Genomic DNA, 23,154 nt, shown 5'->3' with positions numbered 1-23,154 from the left:
CATGAATGATCCCATCGTGATTGTCAGCGCCGTGCGCACGCCCATGGGCGGGTTCCAGGGCGACCTCAAGGGCCTCACCGCACCGCAACTGGGCTCTGCCGCCATCCGAGCGGCGGTCGAGCGTGCCGGCATCGCCGCCGATGCCGTGGATGAAGTGTTGTTTGGGTGCGTGCTGCCGGCCGGCCTGGGCCAGGCGCCTGCGCGTCAAGCCGCCTTGGGCGCCGGGTTGGATAAGTCCACGCGTTGCACCACCCTCAACAAGATGTGCGGCTCGGGCATGGAAGCGGCGATCCTCGCCCATGATTCCCTGCTGGCCGGCAGCGTCGACGTGGTGATCGCCGGCGGCATGGAAAGCATGTCCAACGCGCCCTACCTGCTGGACCGCGCACGCAGCGGCTATCGCATGGGCCATGGCCGCGTCATCGATCACATGTTCCTTGACGGCCTGGAAGATGCGTATGAAAAGGGCCGCCTGATGGGCACCTTTGCCGAGGAGTGCGCGCAGCTCAACGGCTTCAGCCGTGAGGCGCAGGATGCGTTTGCCATCGCGTCGCTGACCCGTGCGCAGGAGGCAATCACCCATGGCAGCTTCGCCGCCGAAATTGTCCCGGTACAGGTCACCGTCGGCAAAGAGCAGAAAACCATCCTGCATGACGAACAACCGCCCAAGGCCAGGCCGGAAAAAATCCCCGGCCTCAAACCGGCGTTCCGCGAAGGCGGCACCGTGACGGCGGCCAATTCCAGCTCGATTTCCGACGGCGCGGCAGCGTTGCTGCTGATGCGTGAGTCCGAGGCGCAAAAGCGTGGGCTCAAGCCGCTGGCGGTGATCCACGGGCATGCGGCGTTTGCCGATGAACCGGGGCTGTTTCCGGTGGCGCCGGTGGGCGCGATTCGCAAGCTGATGAGCAAGACCGGCTGGAGCCTCGACAACGTCGATCTGTTCGAAATCAACGAAGCCTTTGCCGTGGTCAGCCTGGTGACCATGAGCAAGCTGGAAATCCCCCACGCCAAGGTCAATGTCCACGGCGGTGCCTGCGCCCTGGGCCACCCGATTGGCGCGTCCGGCGCGCGGATCCTGGTCACTCTGCTCTCGGCCCTGCGCCAGAAAGGCCTCAAGCGGGGCGTCGCCGCCATTTGTATCGGCGGCGGTGAAGCCACGGCCATGGCCGTCGAATGCCTGTATTAAGGACTGAGCCCAATGCTGCCCAATGACGAACAACTGCAAATCAGCGACGCCGCCCGGCAATTTGCCCAGGAGCGGCTCAAACCGTTTGCCGCCGAGTGGGACCGTGAGCACCGCTTTCCCAAGGAAGCCATCGGCGAGATGGCCGAACTGGGCTTTTTCGGCATGCTGGTACCCGAACAGTGGGGCGGGTGCGCCACCGGTTACCTGGCCTACGCCATGGCCCTGGAGGAAATCGCCGCCGGTGACGGCGCCTGCTCCACCATCATGAGCGTGCACAACTCGGTGGGCTGCGTGCCGATCCTGAGCTTCGGCAACGATCAGCAGAAAGAACAATTCCTCAAGCCCCTGGCCAGCGGCGCCATGCTCGGTGCTTTCGCCCTGACTGAGCCGCAAGCCGGTTCGGATGCCAGTGGCCTGAAAACCCGTGCACGCCGTGAAGGCGATCATTACGTGCTCAATGGCTGCAAACAGTTCATCACCTCCGGCCAGAATGCCGGGGTGGTGATTGTGTTCGCGGTGACTGACCCCGCAGCGGGTAAGCGTGGGATCAGCGCGTTTATCGTGCCCACCGATTCGCCGGGCTACAGCGTGGCGCGGGTCGAGGACAAGCTCGGCCAGCATGCCTCCGATACCTGCCAGATCCTGTTCGAGGATGTAAAGGTGCCGGTGGCCAACCGCCTTGGGGAGGAGGGCGAGGGCTACAGGATCGCCCTGGCCAACCTTGAAGGCGGTCGCGTCGGCATCGCCTCGCAATCGGTAGGCATGGCCCGCGCCGCGTTTGAGGCTGCACGCGACTACGCCCGCGAGCGCGAAAGCTTCGGCAAACCGATCATTGAGCATCAGGCCGTGGCCTTTCGCCTGGCGGACATGGCCACGCAAATCGCCGTGGCGCGGCAGATGGTGCACTACGCCGCCGCCCTGCGGGACAGCGGCAAGCCGGCGTTGGTCGAAGCTTCCATGGCCAAGCTGTTCGCCTCGGAAATGGCTGAGAAAGTCTGCTCCGCCGCCTTGCAAACCCTCGGCGGTTACGGTTACCTGAGCGACTTCCCCGTGGAGCGGATCTACCGCGATGTGCGGGTCTGCCAGATTTACGAAGGCACCAGCGATATTCAACGCATGGTCATCTCACGCAATCTCTAAGGAGCCGATACATGAGTTACGAAACGATTTTGCTCGAAGTCCAAGGCCGCGTCGGGCTGATTACCCTCAACCGCCCGCAAGCCCTGAATGCCCTGAATGCGCAGTTGGTCAGTGAGTTGAACCAGGCCCTGGATGGCCTGGAAGCCAACCCGGAAATCGGCTGCATCGTGCTGACCGGCTCGAAAAAAGCCTTCGCCGCCGGCGCCGACATCAAGGAAATGGCCGAGCTGACCTACCCGCAGATCTACCTCGACGACCTGTTCAGCGACAGCGATCGCGTCGCCAACCGGCGCAAGCCGATCATCGCCGCGGTCAACGGCTTCGCCCTCGGCGGCGGCTGCGAACTGGCGCTGATGTGCGATTTTATCCTGGCCGGTGACGGCGCCAAGTTCGGCCAGCCGGAAATCAACCTCGGCGTGCTGCCGGGCATGGGCGGCACCCAGCGCCTGACCCGCGCGGTGGGCAAGGCCAAGGCCATGGAAATGTGCCTGACCGGACGGTTTATCGATGCGGTGGAAGCCGAGCGCTGCGGGATCGTTGCGCGCATCGTTCCCGCCGATGAACTGCTCGACGAAGCGCTGAAAGTCGCCACGCTGATTGCCGGCAAATCGGTGCCGATCAGCATGATGGTCAAGGAAAGCGTGAACCGTGCGTTTGAAGTGAGCCTGTCGGAAGGCGTGCGCTTTGAGCGCCGGGTGTTCCATGCCGCGTTCGCCACGCAGGACCAGAAGGAAGGCATGGCGGCGTTTGTGGCCAAGCGCGCGCCGGAGTTCAAGGATAAGTAGCCGTTGCAAGCTGTATAGCTGCAAGCTTCAAGTAATCGCCAATGCGCTTTTACTTGAAGCTTGCAGCTTAAGACTTGCAGTTCTTACAGCTGGTAGTTTTTGAGTTCCCGGGCAATCACCATCCGCTGTATCTCGCTGGTCCCTTCGTAAATCTGCGTGATCCGCGCGTCCCGGTAGTAACGCTCCACCGGGTAATCCTCCAGATATCCATAGCCGCCATGAATCTGCATCGCGCTGGAGCAGACCTGCTCGGCCATTTCCGAGGCAAACAGCTTGGCCTGGGACGCTTCCGAGAGGCAGGGCTTGCCGGCGCTGCGTAGGCGCGCCGCATGCAGGATCAGTAAACGGGCAGCGTTCAGGCGGGTTTGCATGTCCGCCAGCAGGTTGGCCACGCTTTGGTGTTCGATGATCGCCTTGTCGAATTGCACCCGGTCGCGGGCATAGGCCAGCGCCGCCTCAAAGGCCGCACGGGCGATGCCCAGGGCTTGGGCGGCAATGCCGATGCGACCGCCTTCGAGGTTGGACAGGGCGATGGCCAGGCCTTTGCCGCGCTCGCCGAGCAGGTTGGCCTCGGGCACGCTGCAGTGGTTGAGGGTGACGGCGCAGGTGTCCGAGGCGCGAATACCCATCTTGTGCTCGGTGCGGTCGACCACAAACCCCGGGGTGTCGGTGGGGACCAGGAACGCGGAAATGCCTTTCTTGCCCAGGTCCGGGTCGGTCACGGCAAATACAATCGCCAGCTTGGCGCGCTTGCCGTTGCTGACGAACTGCTTGGCGCCATTGATCACCCACTGGCCGTCGCGCAGTTCGGCGCGGGTGCGCAGGTTGTGGGCCTCGGAGCCGGCCTGGGGTTCGGTCAGGCAGAAGCAGCCAATCGCCTGGCCACTGGCGAGGTCGGCCAGCCAGGTGTGTTTCTGGGCATCGGTGCCGTAGTTGAGGATTGGCCCGCAACCCACTGAATTATGGATACTCATCAGTGCGCCGGTGGCGCCATCGCCGGCCGAGATCTCTTCCACGGCCAGGGCATACGCCACGTAGTCGACATAGGTACCGCCCCATTCTTCCGGCACTACCATGCCCAACAGGCCCAGTTCGCCCATCTTCGCCACCAGGGCGTCGTCGATCCAGCCGGCTTTTTCCCAGGCTTGGGCATGGGGGGCGATTTCACCACGGGCGAAGTCGCGCGCCATGTCACGGATCATTACCTGTTCTTCAGTATATTCAATGTCTTGCATGGCTTATTTCGCAACCTGCTCGAAGTGATGAAAGAAGCTGTCGACGTGGCTTTTGTCCAGTCCATGGAGCGTCGGCGGGTTCCAGCGAGGGTTCTTGTCCTTGTCGATGATCAGCGCGCGGACCCCTTCGATCAGGTCGCCGCGTTCGAACCATTGGCGGTCAAGGTGCAGCTCCAGGGCAAAGCACTGTTCCAACGGCAGGCGCCGGCCGCGTCGCAGCATTTCCAGGGTCACGGCCATGGCCAGGGGCGAGCGGGTCTGCATCAGGTGGACGGTGTTCAGTGCCCACTCATGACTGTCGGCGACAGTGACTTCCTGGAGTTGCTCGACGATGCTCGGAATGTCCGGCAGGCCGAAGAAGTGGTCGATAGCCGGACGCAACGCGGCCAACGGCGGGTCGGGCAGGCGCTGCACCGCCAGTTTGGCCAGCACGCCTTGCAGGTCTTTGAGGGGCGATTCGTGCCATTGCAGGCTGTCGAGTTTCTGGTCGAGGCTGGCCAGCTTGGCGCTGTCCAGGTACCAGTTGGCCAACCCGCAATACAGGGCGTCTGCCGCGCGAACCTGCACGCCCGTCACGCCGAGGTAAATGCCCAGCTCGCCGGGAATACGCGGCAGGAAGTAGCTGCCACCGACGTCCGGGAAGTAACCGATCGCCACCTCCGGCATCGCCAGGCGGCTGCGTTCGGTAACGACGCGCAAATCCGCCCCCTGCACCAGGCCCATGCCGCCGCCCAGGACAAACCCATCCATCAGGGCCAGTACGGGTTTACGGTAATGGTGGATGGCCAGGTCCAGTGCGTACTCCTCGACGAAGAAGTCTTCGTGCAGGGTGTCGCCGCGTTTGAAACTGTCGTACAGGGAGCGGATATCGCCGCCGGCACAAAATGCCTTGTCGCCCGCACCGCGCAGGACTACGGCATGCACCTGCGGGTCGTCTGACCAGGCGTGCAGCTGTTGCGCGAGGCGGCGGACCATGTCCAGGGTGATGGCATTCAAGCCGGCGGGGCGATTGAGGGTGAGGTGACCGATATGGTTGCGTACTTCGGCCAGTACGTCGTCCTGACGCCTGTCGGCGCTGCTTGCTTCGCTTGAAACCTGAGCAGTCATCTGTAACTCCCTGCTTTTATTGTTCTTTATCAAGATGGTCGTGCGCAAACACTCCCGTGATCGTACCAGTGCAAATTTGCACAGTACAACCCGGAATCATGCAGGTCGTTTTTGCATTTATGCAGGGTGGCGGGCGTGGGTTCAGGTCACGCGGGTTGCCAGTACTTCACCGATGCTGCGGCGCCGAGCGTGGGTTTCTGCAGCATGGATCAATTGCTCCAGCTCCGTCGGGGCCACGTCGTAGAATTGCTCCATGTCTGCCAGCGCCAGCTTCAAGTCGGCGGCCGTGATAGCGGGGTCTCGGGCGGCCCTGGGGTCAGGCAGGACAGTCGTCGACGTCTCGACAGCACCCTTGGGGTAGCGCGTTCGCGTCGCATTATTGTAGGCCAATGCGCAGGCCAGCAAGGCACCGGCGCCGAGTAATACGGCCCCCAATTCGTACCAGCCCAGGGCGGCGGAGGCAGGGTCGGCCAGGACCAGGCTCATGGCCAGGCCACCGGCGGGCGGGTGCAGGCACCGCAGCCAGCACATCAGCACCACGGCCATGCCGGCCGCCAGGCAGGCACCGCCCAGGGTGCGCCCAAGGACGCGGGCCACCAGCAATGCCACGACACCGGCGCACAGGTAGCTGCCGATGATCGACCAGGGTTGTGCCAGCGCACCGGACGAAACCGCAAACAACAACACCGCCGATGCCCCCAGCGGGCCCAGCAGGTGCAGGGCCACCTCCATGCCAAAAAACTGGGCACAGAGCCACACACTGAAAAATGTGCCCAAGCCCATGCCAATCGCGGCACGGCTCCATTCGGTGGGGCGGGTGTTGATAGCAGCGGGAAACCAGCGAGAGCGCATTGAAAGGAAATCCATAAACGGCGGGCAAAAAAAAGGCTTGTCTGGTTGCCCGGAAAAGCCCTTTGAAAGTTCCTGCATTTGGGGGAGGAACCCGCGCAGTGTGCCGCGCCCGGCAGGGCAGCGCCAATGCATATTAATGAGGGTTAAATACAAAAATAATGAGGTTATCAAGGCGTGGCGGAGCGGTAGATAGCTACCGCATGTGGCCATCGAGTTTACAGTTGGGGTTCAGACGCAACTCAAGGTTGGGCAGGTTTAGCCAGGTGCAGCAGCACATAGGGGTTTCGGTCGAACTCACCGCTCAACGTAGGCGTGATAGAGGCAAAGCGCGGGTCTTCGAGCCCTTCGAAATCCGCCTGGCTCATCACCAGCCACGCCGGCCCTTGCAGCGGTGCCAGGTCAGAGGCTTGTTGGGTAAACAACGGCACCTGGTCGCAGTCGAGGTTGACCATGTATTTGATCGCCTTGGCGTCTTTGCCCAGGCCGTGCAATACCACGGGGGCGCGCTGTTGCTTGACCTGCTCATGCACTTGCAGGGTAAAGGTGCGGGTGTCGTAGACGCTGCGTTCAAGCGGTTCGACCACGGCAATATAGGTTGCCCACACCGCAAGCACGGCGGCAAGCGCCGGACCCAGCGGCCGCAGGCGAGCCCTGAACAACGCCAGCAATGCCAAGGCTTGCAACACGCCGAGAACGGCGAACACCGGTCCCAGCTGGCTCAACTCTTGCGGATAGCGTGGCCGCGCGAATACCAGCCCGACGATCAGCAGGCCTGGCAGCAGCGTCCATAGACCCAACATCAGCCCACGCAACCCTGCAAACAACCGCCCCTCAGCGGCCTGGAACGGGTACGCCGCAATGATCGCCGCCATGGGCAACATCGGCAGCACATAGCGGGCCTTCTTTGCCTGGGGAATCGACAGGCCCAGCATCACCAGCAAGCCTGCCGCGGCGCAGTACAGCACCAGTTGCAACGCCGGTGTCGGCACGCGGCGCCCACCGACCGCAACCGCCAGCAGCACCAGCAGCGCCACGGGATAGGCGAGGGCGTAGTTGCCCAGCGAGCTGGTGAAGTAATACAACGCGCCGCTGGAGCCTTCACTGCCGTCCATTCGCCCCAGGAACTGCATGCGGATCACATCCTGCATGAAGCTTTCGCCGCCACTGAGCTTGGCCATCAGCAACAGCAGGCCGACACAGGCCGCCAGCAGCGCCAGGGCCAGCAGGCCAAAGCTGAACAGTTGGCGCCATTGCCGGTTGATCAGGTAGTAGCTGCACAGCACGCCCGTGGGAATGACCAGCCCGATCGGCCCGCGAATCGCAAAGCCGAGGATCAGCAGCAGGTACAGCCAGTACAGGCGTCTGCCCGCACCGAAATGGTCATGGGCATAACCGAGGTAGAACACCGCCAGGGCGATGGCGGCGAGCATCTGGTCAAGGGACACCGCACGGGTTTCACTGATGAAGGTACTGCTCAGCAACAACAGCGCGATGCTCAGCAGCCCCCAACGCTGGGAGTAGGGCGCCGTCAGGCGATACACCAGGATGACGATCACTGCCGAGGCAATCGACGTGGGCAGCCAGGCCGTGAGGCTGGTGACCTCGCCCAGGGGCAGGGACAACAGCCAGGTCATCAGCGTCGAGGTGGCCAGGTAATCGGCATACGGCTGCCCGTAGGTGGTGGGGAAAAAACCCGGCCCATGGCGCAGCATCTCCTGGGCAAACACCACGAAGCGTGAGTCGAAACCGATAATCGCCTGGTGCCAGCTGCCGGCGATGAACAACAGCAGCGCCAGCAATCCCAAGACGAGGGATTGGCGGCGGATCGTCGGGCTGAGCAGGGGCGGTTGAGCTTTGTTCACGAATCAGGCTTCCACGACCTGCGGCACCCACTGTTGCTGGGGGATCGGCAACTGGCAGGAATCGCCACGACCGATCGGGTAATACTGGAAGCCCTTGCGCGCCAGGCGCTCACCGTCATACAGGTTGCGGCCATCGAAGATCACCGGGGTTTTCAGGCGCTGGTGGATCAGCTCGAAGTCGGGCGCCTTGAACTGCTGCCATTCGGTGCAGACGATCAGCGCATCGGCGCCGAGCAAGGTGGATTCCGGCGTGCCCATCAGCATCAGTCGCTCCTCGTCAGCGTAGATACGCTGGGTTTCCTGCATGGCTTCCGGGTCGAACGCCCGTACAGTGGCGCCGGCGGCCCACAACGCTTCCATCAGCACGCGGCTGGGTGCGTCGCGCATGTCGTCGGTGTTGGGCTTGAACGCCAGGCCCCACAGGGCAAAGGTCTTGCCGCGCAGGTTGCCCTGGAAGAACGCATTGATACGCTCGAACAGCTTGCTCTTCTGGCGCTGATTGATGGCTTCCACGGCTTCCAGCAGGTCGCTGGAGCAGTTGGCCTGCTTGGCGCTGTGGATCAAGGCACGCATGTCCTTGGGGAAGCACGAGCCGCCGTAGCCGCAGCCGGGGTAGATAAAGTGATAGCCGATGCGCGAGTCGGCGCCGATGCCCAGGCGCACGGCTTCGATGTCGGCACCCAGGTGTTCGGCCAGCTCGGCGATCTGGTTGATAAAGCTGATCTTGGTCGCCAGCATGCAGTTGGCGGCGTATTTGGTCAGTTCGGCGCTGCGCAGGTCCATGAAGATGATGCGGTCGTGGTTGCGGTTGAACGGCGCGTACAGGTCGCGCATCACGTCGCGCACTTCTTCGCGCTCGCAGCCGATGATGATGCGGTCCGGGCGGCGGCAGTCGGAAACGGCCGAGCCCTCCTTGAGGAATTCCGGGTTGGAGACGATATCGAACTCCAGGTGCCGGCCGGCCAGGTGCAGGGCTTTTTCGATATGGGCGCGCAGGGTGTCGCCGGTGCCAACCGGGACGGTGGATTTCTCCACCAGGATCACCGGTTCGATACGGTGGCGGGCTACTGCGTCACCCACCGACAGCACGTACTTGAGGTCGGCCGAGCCGTCTTCATCCGACGGCGTACCCACCGCGATAAACAGCACTTCGCCGTGTTCGACGGCAAGCTTTTCGTCAAAGGTGAAGTGCAGTCGCCCGCTCTCCAGGTTTTCCTTGACCATGGCCGCCAGCCCCGGCTCGAAGATGCTCACATGGCCTTGCTGCAGGAGCTTGACCTTGTTCTGATCGACGTCCATGCAGATGACATCGTGACCGACTTCGGCTAATACGGTGGCCTGTACCAGACCGACGTAACCACTACCAAATACACTGATTTTCATGGGGCATTCCTGGCGCTTGCAGCGCTAGCACGGCGAGAGTTAATAACCAGCACACCAAGGATGACAAGCGCCACCCCCAGGGTTTTCGAGAGGGAAAAATGTTCGTTGAACACCGGCAGGCTGGCGGCCAGCAGGTACACCAGCGCATAGCTGATGCTCAGCAGCGAATAGGCGCGGCCCAGGGGCAGGTGCTTGAGGGCGCCGAGCCAGCAGAGCATCGACAGCGCGTAGGCCAGGATCGCCAGGCTCACCACGCCGAGCGCCGCGAAGTCGATGGCATTGCTGTGGAACGCCGTCAGCCATTCGGTAGGCAAGGGCAGGCGCGTCATGCTCCAGCGCATGCCCAACTGGGCGGCGCTGACCAGGCCAACGCTGCCCAGGGCCAGGGCAAACCCAAGCACGCGGCTCATACCTGGCGCCCCAGCAGCACCACACCGGCAATCACCAGCACCACGCCCAGCCAATGCCGTGTGTCGATGGGTTCCTTGAACACTCCGCGCGCCACCAGGGTGACCAGGACAAAATTGAGGCTGAGCATCGGGTAGGCGATGCCGACTTCCAGGCGCTGCAACACCAGCAACCACACCAGCAAACCAAAACCCAGGCACAGCAGGGCCGACCACAACCATGGCGAGCGCAGTTTCAGCGCCCAACCGTCGGGCTGGTCGCGCCAGCCTTCCACGGCGAATTTCTGCGAGACCTGGCCCATGCATGTGAGCAGGCAGGCCGCCAATAACAGGAGCAGTGTGATCATGGCGCAACCTGCGGGAACACCAGGATCACGATATTGCCTTGCTCGTAGCGCTTGCCGTCCTTGGGCAGCAAGTCCACTTCGGCGAGTTCGTCGTCGCCCTTGACGCGCATGACCACACCGACCGCGCCGTGTTTGCGCGCGTCGCTCATCCATTGCTGGACCTGCGTGGTGTCGACCTTGTGATGGGCTGCATCGTCGAAGGCCAAGCCATATTTCACTTCGCCGACGGTGTTATAGAGGGTCACGTCCGGGCGCTTGACGCGCCATGCCAGGGCGGAGGCCGCGCCGAGGTCGTTGCTCAGCAACGCGCTGGTCTGGCTCAACTCCTGGAGGTGATCGATGATGAACTGGTCCGGGGTCTTGTTATAAACCACCGAATGGGGCAATGCGGCCGGGACCAGCGCCACCAGCAACCAGCTGCCGATCACCGGCGCCGCCCACAAGCGCAGCGGGCGCGAGGCCTGCAACAGGTTGGCAACGATCCAGCCGAACAGGAAGACAAACACCAGCACCAGGCTGAGGGTTTCACTGCCGTGCTCGTACACCGGTTTTTTCAGTTGGAACCAGGTCAGGGCCAGTAACGCCACAACGCCAATCACCAGGTTCAGCCAGCCGTTGATGCGCAACACGCGCCCACGGGCCTGGGCCAGTTTGTCGGCCAGGGTGTGGCCCATCAGCAACGCCAGCGGCAGCAGGCACGGCATGATGTAGGAGGGCAACTTGCCCTTGGCCAGGCTGAAAAACGCCAGGGGCATCAGCAGCCACAACAACAGGAAGGCGGTTTTCGCCGCGCGTTTTTCCTGCCACGCCTGTTTCAGGGTGGACGGCAACAGCGCCACCCACGGCAGGCAGAAGGCAATCAGCAGCGGCAGGTAATACCAGAACGGTTCGGCATGCTGGGCATCGTCGCCGGCAAAGCGCTGGATGTGCTCGTGCCAAAAGAAGAAGTTCCAGTAGTCCGGCTCCTGCAGGTGCACGGCCAGGGCCCACGGCAGGCTCACCGCAATGGCCACGACCACGGCGACCAGGCCGTAGCCGAGCAACTCGCGAAAGCGTTTCTGCCAGATCGCGTAGGGCAGGGCGATCAACACCGGCAACAGCCACGCGAGGAAGCCCTTGGTCATAAAGCCCATGCCACAGGCAAAACCGAGCAGCGCCCAGGCCCCCAGGCGGCCGTTGCGGGTGGTGCTGTCGAAGCAGAACCACAGGGCGACGCCGGTCAGGTTGACCCAGAACGTGAACTGCGGATCGAGGTTGGCATAGCCGCCCAGTGCCGCCACGCTGACAAAACTCATGTACAGCACACTGCTGACCAGGCTTTTTTGCGGGTCATTCCACAAGCGGCGCGACACCAGGTACACCAGCAGGATGCTCAAGCCGGTGCTCAGCGCCGAGGCGAAGCGCACGCCAAACAGGTTCTGCCCGAAGATCGCCTGGCCCAGCGCGATCATCCAGTAACCGGCAGCCGGTTTTTCGAAGTAGCGGATCCCCATGAAGTGCGGCGAGGCCCACTTGCCGGTCAGCAGCATTTCCTGGCTGATCTGTGCATAGCGGGTTTCATCCGGAATCCACAGGCCGTGGGTGGCCAGCGGCAACAGGTAAAACACACCGAACGCCAACAGGAGCAGGGGCAAGGCCCAACGCCGGATCATGCCTGCTGCACTCCGAGCCACCCCTCACGGCCGCTCAAGGCGCCGCGCACCAGGTGTTGCCGGGGCAGGGTGGTCAGGTCCGCAGGCAACAAGTCGCCCAGGGGGTTGAAGTCGATGCCGCGCTGCCCTGCCTGGGCGAGCAACTGGCGAAAATCATTGGCCATCAGAATCCCTTCTACTTCTGCGTGGATCGTGTAGACGTTGAGCTTCGACTCGGCAAACCGGTCAAGAATGAAGCCGTTGAAGTCTTTGGCGGCCACCACCGGCCCGACGACTTCGTCGAAGGTCGGCAGGTCCACCGGAATTTGTGGCGTACCCGCGCTGCCATCGGCCAATGTCGGCCGAAACAGGCTGGTACCCCGGCAATCGCTGTTGTAGCGGAAGTTGAAACCTTGCTTGGCCTGCACCACCCGCTCATCGGCACGCCAACCAGCAGCCGCCGAACAGTCGATGCGCTCGCCGAGGATGTCGCTCAAGGTCTCCACGCCGCGTCGAATCTGCTCCACCAGCTGTGCATCGCTCCAACGCCCGGTGTTGGCCTGCCAGCCGTGGTGATCCCAGGCGTGCAGGCCGACTTCATGCCCCGCCGCCTTGGCCTGGCGCATCAAGTGCCCCAGGTCACGGCCGATCGGCTTGCCTGGCCAGGCGGTGCCGGCCAGCAGGATGTCCCAGCCGTACAGGCCGGCCGCGTTGGAACGCAGCATCTTCCACAGGAACTGCGGGCGGATCAGGCGCCACAAGTGGCGCCCCATGTTGTCCGGCCCGACACTGAAGAAGAACGTCGCCTTGACCCCGGCCTCATCCAGGGATTCGAGCAACCGTGGCACGCCTTCACGGGTGCCGCGGTAGGTATCGACGTCGATGCGCAAGCCTGCCTTCATTACTTTTTGTCCGCGATTTCGAGCATGGCTTCACGCAGGAAGAAGTCCAGCGTATTGCCGATGGTTTCGCTCATCTCCACGGTCGGCTCCCAGTTCAGCAGGCGCTTGGCGTTTTCGATGCTTGGCTTGCGGTGCGCCACGTCCTGGTAACCGGTGCCGTAGAACGCCTTGCTTTCGACGTCGCGGAAACCGGCGAACGGTGGGAAGTTGCCGCGCAGCGGGTGCGCCTCAAACTGACGCAGCAGCTCTTCGCCCAACTGGCGGATGCTGGCTTCGTTTTCCGGGTTGCCGATGTTGATGATCTGGCCGTTGCAGGCATCGTTGTCGTTATCGATGATGCGCGCCAGGGCTTCGATACCGTCGGCGATGTCAGTGAAGCAACGCTTCTGCTCGCCGCCGTCGAACAGGCGGATCGGCGTACCTTCCACCAGGTTCAGGATCAGCTGGGTGATCGCCCGGGAGCTGCCGATACGCGCCGAATCCAGGCGGTCCAGGCGCGGGCCCATCCAGTTGAACGGACGGAACAGGGTGAAGTTCAGGCCCTTGGCGCCGTAGGCCCAGATCACGCGGTCCAGCAGTTGCTTGGAGACCGAGTAGATCCAGCGCTGCTTGTTGACCGGGCCGACCACCAGGTTGGAGGTGTCTTCGTCGAAATACTGGTCCTGGCACATGCCATAGACTTCGGAGGTCGACGGGAAAATCACGCGCTTGTTGTACTTGACGCAGTAGCGCACCAGCTTGAGGTTTTCTTCGAAGTCCAGCTCGAACACGCGCAGCGGGTTGCGGGTGTATTCGATCGGTGTGGCGATGGCCACCAGTGGCAGGACCACGTCGCACTTCTTGATGTGGTACTCGATCCACTCGGTGTGGATGCTGATGTCGCCTTCGACGTAATGGAAGTTCGGGTGGCTGCGCAGGCGCTCGATGGCGTCGGAGCCAATGTCCAGGCCGTAGACTTCATAACGGTCGTCACGCAGCAGGCGCTCGGACAGGTGGTTACCGATAAAGCCGTTCACACCGAGGATCAGCACGCGGGTCCGGCGCGGCTTGCGGCCGGACTCGGCACCGCGCAGCACGGAGCCGTCGACCAGGCCCAGTTCGTTGGCCAGCGACGGACCCGCCAGGTACAGGCCGTTGTCATTGCGCTGGCCGAACTTGACCACCAGGGAGTCTTCGCCGCAGGCGATGCGCAGCGGGTTGACGCTGATCACACGGCCCGGCGCCAGGCCTTCATTGCCCTTGACCACTTCGGCTTGCCAGACGATGAGCTTGTGCTCGCCGACGGCGCAGAACGCGCCTGGGTACGGTTGAGTCACCGCGCGCACCAGGTTGAACAGTTCTTCAGCGGGTTTTTTCCACTCCAGCTTGCCGTCGGCGGCCGTACGGCGACCAAAGTAGGTGGCCTGGCTTTCGTCCTGGGCCGTTTCGGTCAGCTTGCCCGCAGCCAGTTGCGGCAGGGCGTCGCGCAGCAGGCTGGTGGCCGCATCACGCAGCTTGGCGTGCAGGGTCAGGCCGGTGTCGGTGCGCTCGATCCCGACTTTTTGCTGGGCCAGGATCGCCCCGGCATCGGCGCGCTTGACCATGCGGTGCAGGGTCACGCCGGTTTCGGTTTCGCCGTTGACCAGCACCCAGTTGGCCGGTGCGCGGCCACGGTATTTAGGCAGCAGCGAGCCGTGCAGGTTGAACGCACCTTTGCTGGCGGTGGCCAGCAGCGGCTCGCTCAGCAGGTTGCGGTAGTAAAAGGAGAAGATGTATTCCGGGTTCAGCTTGGCAATACGCTCGATCCACAGCGGGTGGTTGGCGTCTTCCGGCGCATGTACCGGGATGCCGTTGCGCGCGCAGAGTTGGGCGACAGAGCCGTAGAAATTGTTTTCCTTGGGGTCGTCGGCATGGGTAAACACGGCGGCAATGTCGTAGCCGGCAGTCAGCAGGGCTTCAATGCCCGCACAGCCAATATCGTGGTAAGCGAAGACAACGGCTTTTGAATTCATGACGAAACCTGATCGGAAGGAAAAGTAGTGGTGGAATGGGAGGACACCAGGCCGTCGACGACGACCACGGGTGCCGGTGCCGCCGGTTGGTTGCGCAGCACTTTTTCAATAAAGAAGCGGGGGCGGGCGCGCACGTCGCTGTACATGCGCCCCAGGTATTCGCCCAGCAGGCCCATGCCGATGAACTGGCCGCCGGTGAACACGAACAGCACCGCGAACAGTACGAACAGACCGTCACCGGCCCAGTCGGCGCCGAAGGCCAGGCGCATCACGATCAACGCAAAGGCGAAGAACACGCCCAGCGCCGCCAGGCTGAAGCCGACGATGGACAGCAAGCGCAGCGGCGTGGTGGTCATGCAGGTCAGCAGGTCGAACATCAGGCTGATCAGGCGCATGGCGCTGTATTTGGATTCGCCGTGTTCACGCTCGGCGTGGTGCACCAGGATCTCGGTGGTGTGACGGGCAAAGCCGTTGGCCAGGATCGGGATGAAGGTGCTGCGCTCGCGGCAGGCGAGCATGGCGTCGACGATGGTGCGCCGGTAAGCGCGCAGCATGCAGCCGTAGTCGCTCATGGCCACGCCGGTGGAGCGTTGCACGGCGAGGTTGATCAGGCGCGAAGGCCAGCGGCGAAAAGCCGAGTCCTGGCGATTGTTGCGTACCGTGGCGACCACGTCGTAGCCCAGGGCGGCCTGTTCCACCAGGCGCGGGATTTCTTCGGGGGGGTTCTGCAGGTCGGCGTCGAGGGTAATCACCACGTCGCCCCGGCACTGCTCGAAACCGGCCATGATCGCCGCGTGCTGCCCGTAGTTGCGATTGAGGATCACCGCCACCACGTTGCTGCCGTCTTGCGCGGCGGCGTCTTCGAGCAATTGGGCGGAGTTGTCGCGGCTACCGTCATCCACCAGGATGATTTCGTATTCGTAGGCCAGTTGCTTGCAGGCGGCAGTGGTACGACGCAGCAGTTCAGGCAGGCTTTCTTGTTCGTTGTAGACCGGGATAACGATCGACACGCAATGAATAGGGTAGGGTTTCAAAGATTCATGACCTCGGGACTGGAGCAACTTGGCGCGTGAAAGCAGTAGTAATCATTGGACGAACACCTGGCCCGCACTTAAAAAGCGGCACTAAAGATGAAGCGTAATCAACAGCTTAGCTGGTGTTGTGGAATTCGCTCTGAAGTTTCACGTTCAAGATTAAGCGCAAAAATGTGCAACAGATATGAAAGGCAGATGAAAAACTCGTTTATTTGACAGGTAGACAGCTAGGGTTCAGCTAGGTAACTAAGGTATGGCAGGGGAAGGTCCGCAGGCTGAATAGGCGTTGTCTGCAGGTGAGGCGCTTTAATCCGCCAGCCCTTGGTCTTAATTGAAGAATCTTCTCTGCAATGCGCTTCAAGTGCCGGTAAAGTAAGCCATCTCTTGCCAGGGTACTCGGATGAATAGCGTGCAGCGTATAAGCGGCCAATGGCGGCCCGTTTTGATCGGATTGTTGATGACGGCGGCCTGCGCCAGCGCCGTACGGGCAGATGATGGCGTGGCGCTCACCGCGCTCACCCAAGTGCCTGAGGGTGTTGAGGTGCGCGGCAGGCAGGTCGCCGCCTACACCTGGGACGACCGCCAGGGCAAGAACCTGCTGGTGCTCTCCGAGCAGGTCAGCGAACGCGAGGATGACGGTACCCAGTCGGCGTTTGTCTATGCGGCCCAATACCTGATCGACGGTGACCGTCCCAAGCGCATGTGGATGCTCTACGACGACGTGCAGCATTGCCAGTTCGATGCGGCGCTGCGCTTCGACATGGCCGCGACCAAGGTCACCGACCTCACTGGCGATGGCATCACCCAGGCCACCGTGGGCTATTCGCGCTCCTGCACCAGCGATGTCAGCCCCAACGAATTCAAGCTGATCATGCATGTCGGCAAGTCGCAGAAGTACCGCCTGCGCGGGGTCGACCGGGTCGGCGCAGCCTGGTGGGATGAGGAGGCCGGGGCCCTGCGTGGCATGCCGCTGCCCAAGGATTGCAGCGTGGCCGGGCAGCAGGCGCTGGTCAGCCAGTACAAGGAGCAGGGCACGGAGTTGCCGTTGCCGGGTTGCTATGGCGATGAGAAGGACTTTGCCAAGGCGCCGGAAGCTTACCTGGCCTTTATGCGTCAGCACTGGTTCGCCTTGATGCAGAAGCAGGATGCCGAATGGAGCCAGGCCCAGACCCAGCCCCAGGCGCCCACCGAGGATGAAGACACGGCACCGTGATTTTGTGCCAGGGCTTTTCCTGGGTTAGACTCGGTCTTCGCCAATTCACTAAATACCTCGATTAAACAATGAGTTGTTCGAGGTATTTAATCCAAAGGCTGATCTACCTTGACCGAGTCTATCCGCAACCCGTTGACCCTCTACCTCACCCGCCTGGCCCCCTCCAGCCAACTGACCATGCGCTACGTGCTGCAGGACGCCGCCGACCGCCTGGGCTTCGAAGACATCAACCTCGAAGACATCGACTGGCACCTGCTGCAACCCGAACATGTCATCGCCCTGGTCGCAGCATTGCGTGAAGACGGCTACGCACCGAACACCTCATCCTTGTATGTGAATGCCGTGCGCGGGGTGATGAACGAAGCCTGGCGGATGAGCCTGATCAGCCAGGAACATCTCCTGAAAATGCGCACGGTCAAGGCCACGCCCGGCACGCGCCTGGGCCAGGGCCGCAATCTGCGGCGCACGTTGATCCGGGAAATGATGGAGGTCTGCGCCGCCGACCCTCGCCCCCAGGGCCTGCGTGATGCAGCGGTCATCGGCATCCTGTATGGCTCGGGCATGCGCAAGTCCGAGTCGGTCAACCTCGACCTGGCGCAGATCAACTTCGATGAACGCAGCTTGCGGGTAATCGGCAAGGGCAATAAGGAATTGGTCAAGTATGCGCCGGACTGGGCTTTCGCCAAGCTGCAGGCGTGGTTGGCGTTCAGGCGCGAACAGCTCAAGGAAGGCGAGCAGGACGACAGCTTCCTGTTCAACCGCATACGCCGGGGCAGCCATATCACCCGGGAACGTATCACCAAGCATGCGATTTACTACATCGCCCGCCAACGGGGTGAGCAGGTGGGGGTGAAGATCATGCCCCACGATTTTCGCCGCTCGTTTATCACGCGGGTGATCGAGGAGCATGACCTGTCGATTGCACAGAAGCTGGCGCATCACACCAATATCCAGACCACCGCCAGCTATGACGTGCGTGACGACAACGAGCGGCGGCGGGCGGTGGATCGGTTTGATCTGTAGACGAACAGCTGCGGACCTACAGAATCGGTTTGCCGCCGGTGACCGCATAACGCGACCCCGAGATATAGCTGGCCTCGTCCGATGCCAGCAGCACATAAATCGGCGCCACTTCCACCGGTTGGCCGGGGCGGCCCAGTGGGGTTTCGCTGCCGAAACTCTGCACGTCGTCATCGGTCATGGTCGCCACGATCAACGGCGTCCAGATCGGGCCGGGCGCGACGCTGTTGACGCGGATGCCCTTGCTGCCGAGTAATTGCGCCAAGCCACCGGTGAAGTTGGCGATTGCGCCCTTGGTGGCGGCATAGGCCAGCAGGGTCGGCTTGGGCATGTCGGAATTGACCGAGCTGGTGTTGATGATCGAACTGCCGGCCTTCATATGCGGCAGCGCGGCCTTGCAGAGGCGAAACATCGCGGTGATGTTGATATCGAAGGTCTTGACCCATTCCTCATCCTCGATCTCTTCGAGCGTTTCGTGGGTCATCTGGAACGCAGCGTTATTGACCAGCACGTCAATGCGCCCGAACTGTTCCACGGTCTTGTCGACCAGCGCCTGGCAGGTGGCTTTTTGCGCGATGTCACCGGGCAGCAACAGGCATTGGCGGCCGGCTTCCTCGACCCAGCGCGCGGTTTCCCTGGCGTCTTCGTGTTCGTCCAGGTACGCGATGGCCACATCGGCGCCTTCACGGGCGAAGGCGATCGCCACTGCGCGGCCAATGCCGCTGTCGGCGCCGGTGATCAAGGCGATCTTGTTGGCCAGCCGGCCGGAGCCCTTGTAACTCTGTTCCCCACAGTCCGGGTACGGGTCCATCTTGCGCTGGGTACCGGGTACGTTTTGCGCCTGGGGGGCGAAGGGCGGGCGTGGGTAGTCAGTCATTTCCAATCTCCATAGGTTTCGAACGGTGCTATGGGATTAGTAGTTTCATGGCCGGCGATAGTTGTAATGGATGCCGGCCAGGCCCGACGAGCGGTATCGCTCAGCCGTGGGGCGGGGCGCTCGCCAGGTGCGCCGGCAGACGGCCCAAGGTCCACAGCGTGGTGAACATCGCCGCGAGCGCACACAGCGCGATACCCATGAGCATCGGCGCCGGTGTGTGGTCGGCGAACACTCCGACCAGGGTCATGGACACGGCAGCGGTGATCATCTGGATCGCGCCCAACAGGGCGGAGGCAGATCCCGCCACAGCACCATGATCTTCCAGGGATAACACGCCCGCCGCCGGCAACAACAGGCCGAGGAAACCGAAGCCGATAAACAGCGACGCCATCATCAAGGCCAGGCTGTCGACCCACAGCGTGGTCGCGGCCAGCAGCACCATCACGGCGGCTACGGCGACCACCGACCAGCGAATCAGTGGCGCCAGGCCGAAGCGCGCGCTCAAGCGTGCAGTGAGTTGGCTCATGGCAAAAAACGACGCGGCGTTCAGGGCGAAACACAGGCTGAACTGGGTAGGCGTAAGGCCGAAGTATTCGATATACACGAAGGGCGCACTGCCGATAAACACGAAGAACGTCGCCAGCCCGAACCCGCACACCACCGACAGACCGATGAAGACCGGGTCACGCAGCAGTGCGCCGTAGCTGCTGAATGCCGTGCCCAAGGTCTTGCCCAGTCGGCGCTCGGCGGGATGGGTTTCGGGCAGCTGCACAATTGTCATCACCAGGCACAGCACGGCCACCACCGCGAGCACGGCGAATACTTCGCGCCAGCTCCACAATGAAATCACCAGGCTGCCGGCCAGCGGCGCGAGAATCGGCGACACACTCATCACCAGCATCAGCAAGGCCATCAGCCGCGCAGCTTCATGGCCGGTGTACAGGTCACGCACGATCGCCCGGGGAATGACCATCCCGGCACAGGCACCGAACGCCTGCACGGCACGAAAGCCGATCAGCACTTCAATGGTGGGCGCCAGCGCGCAGCCGACGCTGCCCACCGCAAAGATCAGCAGCCCGGCGTAAATCGGCGGCTTGCGCCCGAACACATCGCTGATCGGGCCGTAGAACAGCTGGCAAACCCCAATGATCATGAAAAATACCGTGAGGCTCATCTGTACCGCCGCCGGCGAGGCGTGCAGGCTGGCGCCCAGGGTGGGCAGGGCAGGCAGGTAGATGTCGATGGCGAACGGGCCGACGGCGGTAATCAACCCCAGCAGTAACGCAAGGTGGGCAATACTTCGGGACATGGGCGGTTTCCGGCAGCGCAAAAGTCGATCAGCTTAAGGGATCCGCGCAGATCCGCAAACTTAGGCTTCACTAACAGGGATTGATGCCGATAACGGTAAGAACGTTGCTTCGACGGTTGGGTATGGGGATGTCAGCATGACGATCAAATTACGCTTGATGCTGTTGATTGCCACTGGGTTGCTCACGGCTCTGGTCATGAGCCTGGCCGGCTACCTGGGGAATGTTCGGATGAGCGAGGCCGTACAGGATAGCGAGGTGAGCATGACGGTCCTGCGCAACCATATGGAAGCCGACATGATGCACGACGCACTGCGTGCCGACGTGCTGTCCGCGATGCTCGTGGGGTTGGGCAAAAGCACCAGCAGCAAGGATGAGGTCAACACCTCGTTGAAGGAACACGCCGAGCATTTCCGTCAGGTACTGGGGGACAACCTCAAGTTGCCGCTGGATCCCACGATCAAAAGCGGCCTGGAAAAAATCAGACCCAGCCTGGACACCTATATCAGTGCCGGCGAGCGCATCGTCGCGCTGGCACTGGAGAATCCTGAGGCCGCTCGCGGGGAACTGGACACCTTCAACAAGGCGTTTTCCCAGCTGGAAGATCAAATGGCGGCGATGAGCGAGCTGATCGAAAGCAATACCCAGGAGACCAGCGCCAGCACGCGGCAGACCATCAGCCACGCCAATTTGACCTTGGGCGCCGTATTGCTCGCCAGCCTGTTGCTGCTGCTGGCCCAGGGGCGCTGGGTGTTGTCGAGCATCATGGCGCCGCTGCAGGCCGCCAGTCGCATTGCTGCCAGTATCGCCCGGGGTAACCTGAGCGAGCCGATTGTCGAACCCAAGCGCAAGGACGAAGCCAGCTCGTTGATCCGCAGCCTTGCCACCATGCAGCGAGATCTACGCGGCATGATCGAGGTGGTGCGCAGCAATGCCCACGGCGTCAATGGCATGAGCGAACGCTTGAGCCAGGGCTGCCATGACGTCGCCGGCAGCAGTCAGCAGCAAAGCGCGGCCGCCAGCACCATGGCGGCCGCGGCCAGTGAAATGACCGCCAGTATCGAGGAAATCACCCGGCATGCCGGGCGTGCCCTGGATATGGCCAACCAGGCCGAAGCCCTGGCCAAGGACGGCGGCCGGGTGATCCATCAGGTGGTGAAGGACATGGATGGCATTGCCCGCTCAGCGCAGCAATCGGCCCAGGTCATTCGTACGCTGGACAAGGAGTCCGAGGCAATCTTCAGCATTATCCAAGTGATCAAGGGCATCGCTGACCAAACCAACCTGTTGGCCCTGAACGCCGCGATTGAAGCCGCCCGCGCCGGCGAACAGGGACGCGGCTTTGCAGTGGTCGCCGATGAAGTGCGCAGCCTGGCGGGCCGCACCAGCGCCTCGACCCAGGAAATTGCCAGCATGGTCGGGCGTATCCAGCAGAACACCCGGGAAGCGGTGACCAGCATGGAGGAGGGCGTCACCCAAGTGGACAAAGGCATGGCGGTAACTGCCGAGGTGGAGCGAGCGATCCGCGATATTCTGCAGGCCACCCTGAATACCACCGAGTTGGTGAACGACATCTCGCGCACCATCGGTGAACAGAGCCTGGCCAGCAACGAGATCTCCCACCAGGTGGAGATGATTGCGGGAATGTCGGAAAACAACAGCCGCATCATTGGCGAAACCGCCTCGACCACCGATGAGCTGGCCGGGTTGGCCGGCAAGTTGTCGCAATCCGTGGATCGCTTCAGCCTGTAACACCGCACAGACCTGATACACGCTTTATGGACCGGCCCCCTGTGGGTCGGTTTTTTTTGCCCGGTCCACCGGCCCACTCGCAGGGCTCGTTGACCGAGCACTGCAAAAAAAGATTGAATATTCACACCTAATGTTATTTAAATAACAAAACAAGAGCACCACGACCTGCCTGGTCGTGGTGCAACAAGGTGGAATAGCAATGAGCAAGATCGCAGTCATCGGCAGCAATATGGTGGATTTGATCACCTACATCGACCGCATGCCGGCCCAGGGCGAAACCCTGGAAGCGCCTGGTTTTGCCCTCGGGTGTGGCGGCAAGGGGGCGAACCAGGCGGTCGCGGCCGCCAAGCTTGGGGCGCAGGTGCTGATGTTGAGCAAGGTCGGCGACGACATGTTTGCCGACAACACCCTGGCCAACTTCCAGCGTTTTGGTATCGACACCCGTCATGTGCAGCGGGTGCCTGGGGTTTCCAGCGGTGTCGCGCCGATTTTTGTGCGAGCCGACTCCCACAACAGCATTCTGATCGTCAAAGGCGCCAATGCGCATTTGTTGCCGGCGGACATCGACGCAGCGGCCGCCGACCTGCGCGAGTGCACACTGATCGTGCTGCAGTTGGAGATCAATCTGGAGACGGCCTACTACGCCATCGAATTTGCGCACCGGCACGGCATCGCGGTGCTGCTCAACCCGGCACCGGCCCTGGCCGGCCTGAGCGGGGAGCACCTGGCGCAGCTGGATTTCCTGATCCCCAATGAATCGGAACTGGCGTTGATCACCGGCCAGGTCGTGGACTCGCCGGACGCCGCCCAGCGTGCCGCGCGCACGCTGGTGGCCAGCGGCATTCGTCACGTGATCGTCACCCTCGGTGAACACGGTGCGTTGTACGTGGGAGAGGAGGGCGAATTCCGGGTGCCGGGCCGACAGGTCGTGGCACGGGACACCACGGGCGCCGGCGATGCCTTTATCGGTTGCTTCATCCAGCACTGGAGCCGCGACGGCGGTATCCGGCAGGCCATGGAACAGGCCGTGGCGTATTCCGCCTGCTCGGTCATGGCCCTGGGCACCCAGACGTCATATCCCGACAGCGAGGCGTTCGCCCGTTTCCAGCAACAGCCGTAACCC

Annotated in this window: 20 protein-coding genes and 1 pseudogene; 8 read left to right on the top strand and 13 right to left on the bottom strand. The window is 62.4% G+C overall.

What is annotated here, in order from left to right:
* Position 1: 1 nt before the first annotated feature.
* The 3 genes from B9N88_RS20630 to B9N88_RS20620 are packed head-to-tail and all read left to right on the top strand — an operon-like array spanning position 2 to position 3,111.
* A complete protein-coding gene (locus B9N88_RS20630; protein WP_027605870.1) occupies positions 2–1,186 on the top strand; it encodes an acetyl-CoA C-acyltransferase in 1,185 nt (394 codons plus the stop codon).
* Positions 1,187–1,198: 12 nt separating this feature from the next.
* Complete coding sequence (locus tag B9N88_RS20625; RefSeq protein WP_027605869.1) at positions 1,199–2,326, top strand: acyl-CoA dehydrogenase; 1,128 nt, start codon at positions 1,199–1,201, stop codon at positions 2,324–2,326.
* A gap of 11 nt (positions 2,327–2,337) precedes the next feature.
* Complete coding sequence (locus B9N88_RS20620; protein WP_027605868.1) at positions 2,338–3,111, top strand: enoyl-CoA hydratase; 774 nt, start codon at positions 2,338–2,340, stop codon at positions 3,109–3,111.
* 83 nt (positions 3,112–3,194) lie between these two features.
* Here the strand turns inward: B9N88_RS20620 and B9N88_RS20615 are convergent, their stop codons facing one another.
* The 11 genes from B9N88_RS20615 to arnC form a co-directional block, all read right to left on the bottom strand.
* Positions 3,195–4,346, bottom strand: coding sequence for an acyl-CoA dehydrogenase family protein (locus B9N88_RS20615; protein ID WP_027605867.1), 1,152 nt, complete (start codon positions 4,344–4,346; stop codon positions 3,195–3,197).
* A 3-nt stretch (positions 4,347–4,349) separates the two neighbouring features.
* Positions 4,350–5,453: an enoyl-CoA hydratase/isomerase family protein gene (locus tag B9N88_RS20610; RefSeq protein WP_027605866.1), complete on the bottom strand. Its 1,104-nt coding sequence runs from the start codon at positions 5,451–5,453 to the stop codon at positions 4,350–4,352.
* Between the two features lie 141 nt (positions 5,454–5,594).
* Positions 5,595–6,305: an HPP family protein gene (locus B9N88_RS20605; protein ID WP_027605865.1), complete on the bottom strand. Its 711-nt coding sequence runs from the start codon at positions 6,303–6,305 to the stop codon at positions 5,595–5,597.
* Positions 6,306–6,544: 239 nt separating this feature from the next.
* A complete protein-coding gene (locus B9N88_RS20600) occupies positions 6,545–8,167 on the bottom strand; it encodes an ArnT family glycosyltransferase (protein ID WP_027605864.1) in 1,623 nt (540 codons plus the stop codon).
* Between the two features lie 3 nt (positions 8,168–8,170).
* On the bottom strand, positions 8,171–9,550 hold the full coding sequence (locus B9N88_RS20595; protein WP_027605863.1) for a UDP-glucose dehydrogenase family protein: 1,380 nt from the start codon (positions 9,548–9,550) through the stop codon (positions 8,171–8,173).
* Entirely contained in the window at positions 9,547–9,960 is a 414-nt protein-coding gene (gene arnF / locus B9N88_RS20590; RefSeq protein WP_027605862.1) for a 4-amino-4-deoxy-L-arabinose-phosphoundecaprenol flippase subunit ArnF, read from the bottom strand. Before arnF ends, B9N88_RS20595 begins: the two co-directional genes overlap by 4 nt.
* On the bottom strand, positions 9,957–10,304 hold the full coding sequence (gene arnE / locus B9N88_RS20585) for a 4-amino-4-deoxy-L-arabinose-phosphoundecaprenol flippase subunit ArnE (RefSeq protein ID WP_027605861.1): 348 nt from the start codon (positions 10,302–10,304) through the stop codon (positions 9,957–9,959). Before arnE ends, arnF begins: the two co-directional genes overlap by 4 nt.
* Positions 10,301–11,956, bottom strand: coding sequence for a lipid IV(A) 4-amino-4-deoxy-L-arabinosyltransferase (arnT, locus tag B9N88_RS20580; protein ID WP_027605860.1), 1,656 nt, complete (start codon positions 11,954–11,956; stop codon positions 10,301–10,303). The genes arnE and arnT overlap by 4 nt, the downstream gene beginning before the upstream one ends.
* Positions 11,953–12,837: a 4-deoxy-4-formamido-L-arabinose-phosphoundecaprenol deformylase gene (gene arnD, locus B9N88_RS20575; RefSeq protein ID WP_027605859.1), complete on the bottom strand. Its 885-nt coding sequence runs from the start codon at positions 12,835–12,837 to the stop codon at positions 11,953–11,955. Before arnD ends, arnT begins: the two co-directional genes overlap by 4 nt.
* On the bottom strand, positions 12,837–14,828 hold the full coding sequence (arnA, locus tag B9N88_RS20570; RefSeq protein WP_027605858.1) for a bifunctional UDP-4-amino-4-deoxy-L-arabinose formyltransferase/UDP-glucuronic acid oxidase ArnA: 1,992 nt from the start codon (positions 14,826–14,828) through the stop codon (positions 12,837–12,839). Before arnA ends, arnD begins: the two co-directional genes overlap by 1 nt.
* Complete coding sequence (arnC, locus tag B9N88_RS20565) at positions 14,825–15,862, bottom strand: undecaprenyl-phosphate 4-deoxy-4-formamido-L-arabinose transferase (RefSeq protein WP_027605857.1); 1,038 nt, start codon at positions 15,860–15,862, stop codon at positions 14,825–14,827. Before arnC ends, arnA begins: the two co-directional genes overlap by 4 nt.
* A 400-nt stretch (positions 15,863–16,262) precedes the next feature.
* Between arnC and B9N88_RS20560 the strand changes: the two genes are divergently transcribed.
* Positions 16,263–17,075, top strand: coding sequence for a M949_RS01915 family surface polysaccharide biosynthesis protein (locus B9N88_RS20560; RefSeq protein WP_027605856.1), 813 nt, complete (start codon positions 16,263–16,265; stop codon positions 17,073–17,075).
* A gap of 108 nt (positions 17,076–17,183) precedes the next feature.
* Complete coding sequence (xerC, locus tag B9N88_RS20555) at positions 17,184–18,098, top strand: site-specific integrase (RefSeq protein ID WP_027605855.1); 915 nt, start codon at positions 17,184–17,186, stop codon at positions 18,096–18,098.
* Positions 18,099–18,114: 16 nt separating this feature from the next.
* Here xerC and B9N88_RS20550 read toward each other — a convergent pair whose 3' ends face one another.
* Positions 18,115–18,972 carry an SDR family oxidoreductase gene (locus B9N88_RS20550; protein WP_027605854.1) on the bottom strand — a complete coding sequence of 286 codons (858 nt, stop codon included), beginning with the start codon at positions 18,970–18,972 and terminating at the stop codon, positions 18,115–18,117.
* Between the two features lie 100 nt (positions 18,973–19,072).
* On the bottom strand, positions 19,073–20,281 hold the full coding sequence (locus B9N88_RS20545) for a multidrug effflux MFS transporter (RefSeq protein WP_027605853.1): 1,209 nt from the start codon (positions 20,279–20,281) through the stop codon (positions 19,073–19,075).
* 136 nt (positions 20,282–20,417) lie between these two features.
* Here B9N88_RS20545 and B9N88_RS33370 point away from each other — a divergent pair.
* The 3 genes and pseudogenes from B9N88_RS33370 to rbsK all read left to right on the top strand — a co-directional run.
* A pseudogene (locus tag B9N88_RS33370) lies at positions 20,418–21,173 on the top strand (MCP four helix bundle domain-containing protein); the annotation flags it as partial.
* Positions 21,168–22,031, top strand: a complete 864-nt coding sequence (locus B9N88_RS33365) for a methyl-accepting chemotaxis protein (RefSeq protein WP_371263379.1) — start codon at positions 21,168–21,170, stop codon at positions 22,029–22,031. The pseudogene B9N88_RS33370 and the gene B9N88_RS33365, both read left to right, overlap by 6 nt.
* A gap of 199 nt (positions 22,032–22,230) precedes the next feature.
* Positions 22,231–23,151: a ribokinase gene (rbsK, locus tag B9N88_RS20535; RefSeq protein ID WP_027605851.1), complete on the top strand. Its 921-nt coding sequence runs from the start codon at positions 22,231–22,233 to the stop codon at positions 23,149–23,151.
* The last annotated feature ends 3 nt before the right edge of the window (positions 23,152–23,154 follow it).

It is taken from the genome of Pseudomonas sp. LAMO17WK12:I1 (assembly GCF_900177315.1).
Classification (GTDB): Bacteria; Pseudomonadota; Gammaproteobacteria; order Pseudomonadales; family Pseudomonadaceae; genus Aquipseudomonas; species Aquipseudomonas marginalis.
Note: the sequence above shows the minus strand (reverse complement) of the source record. Positions and strands in the feature narration are given on the sequence as shown.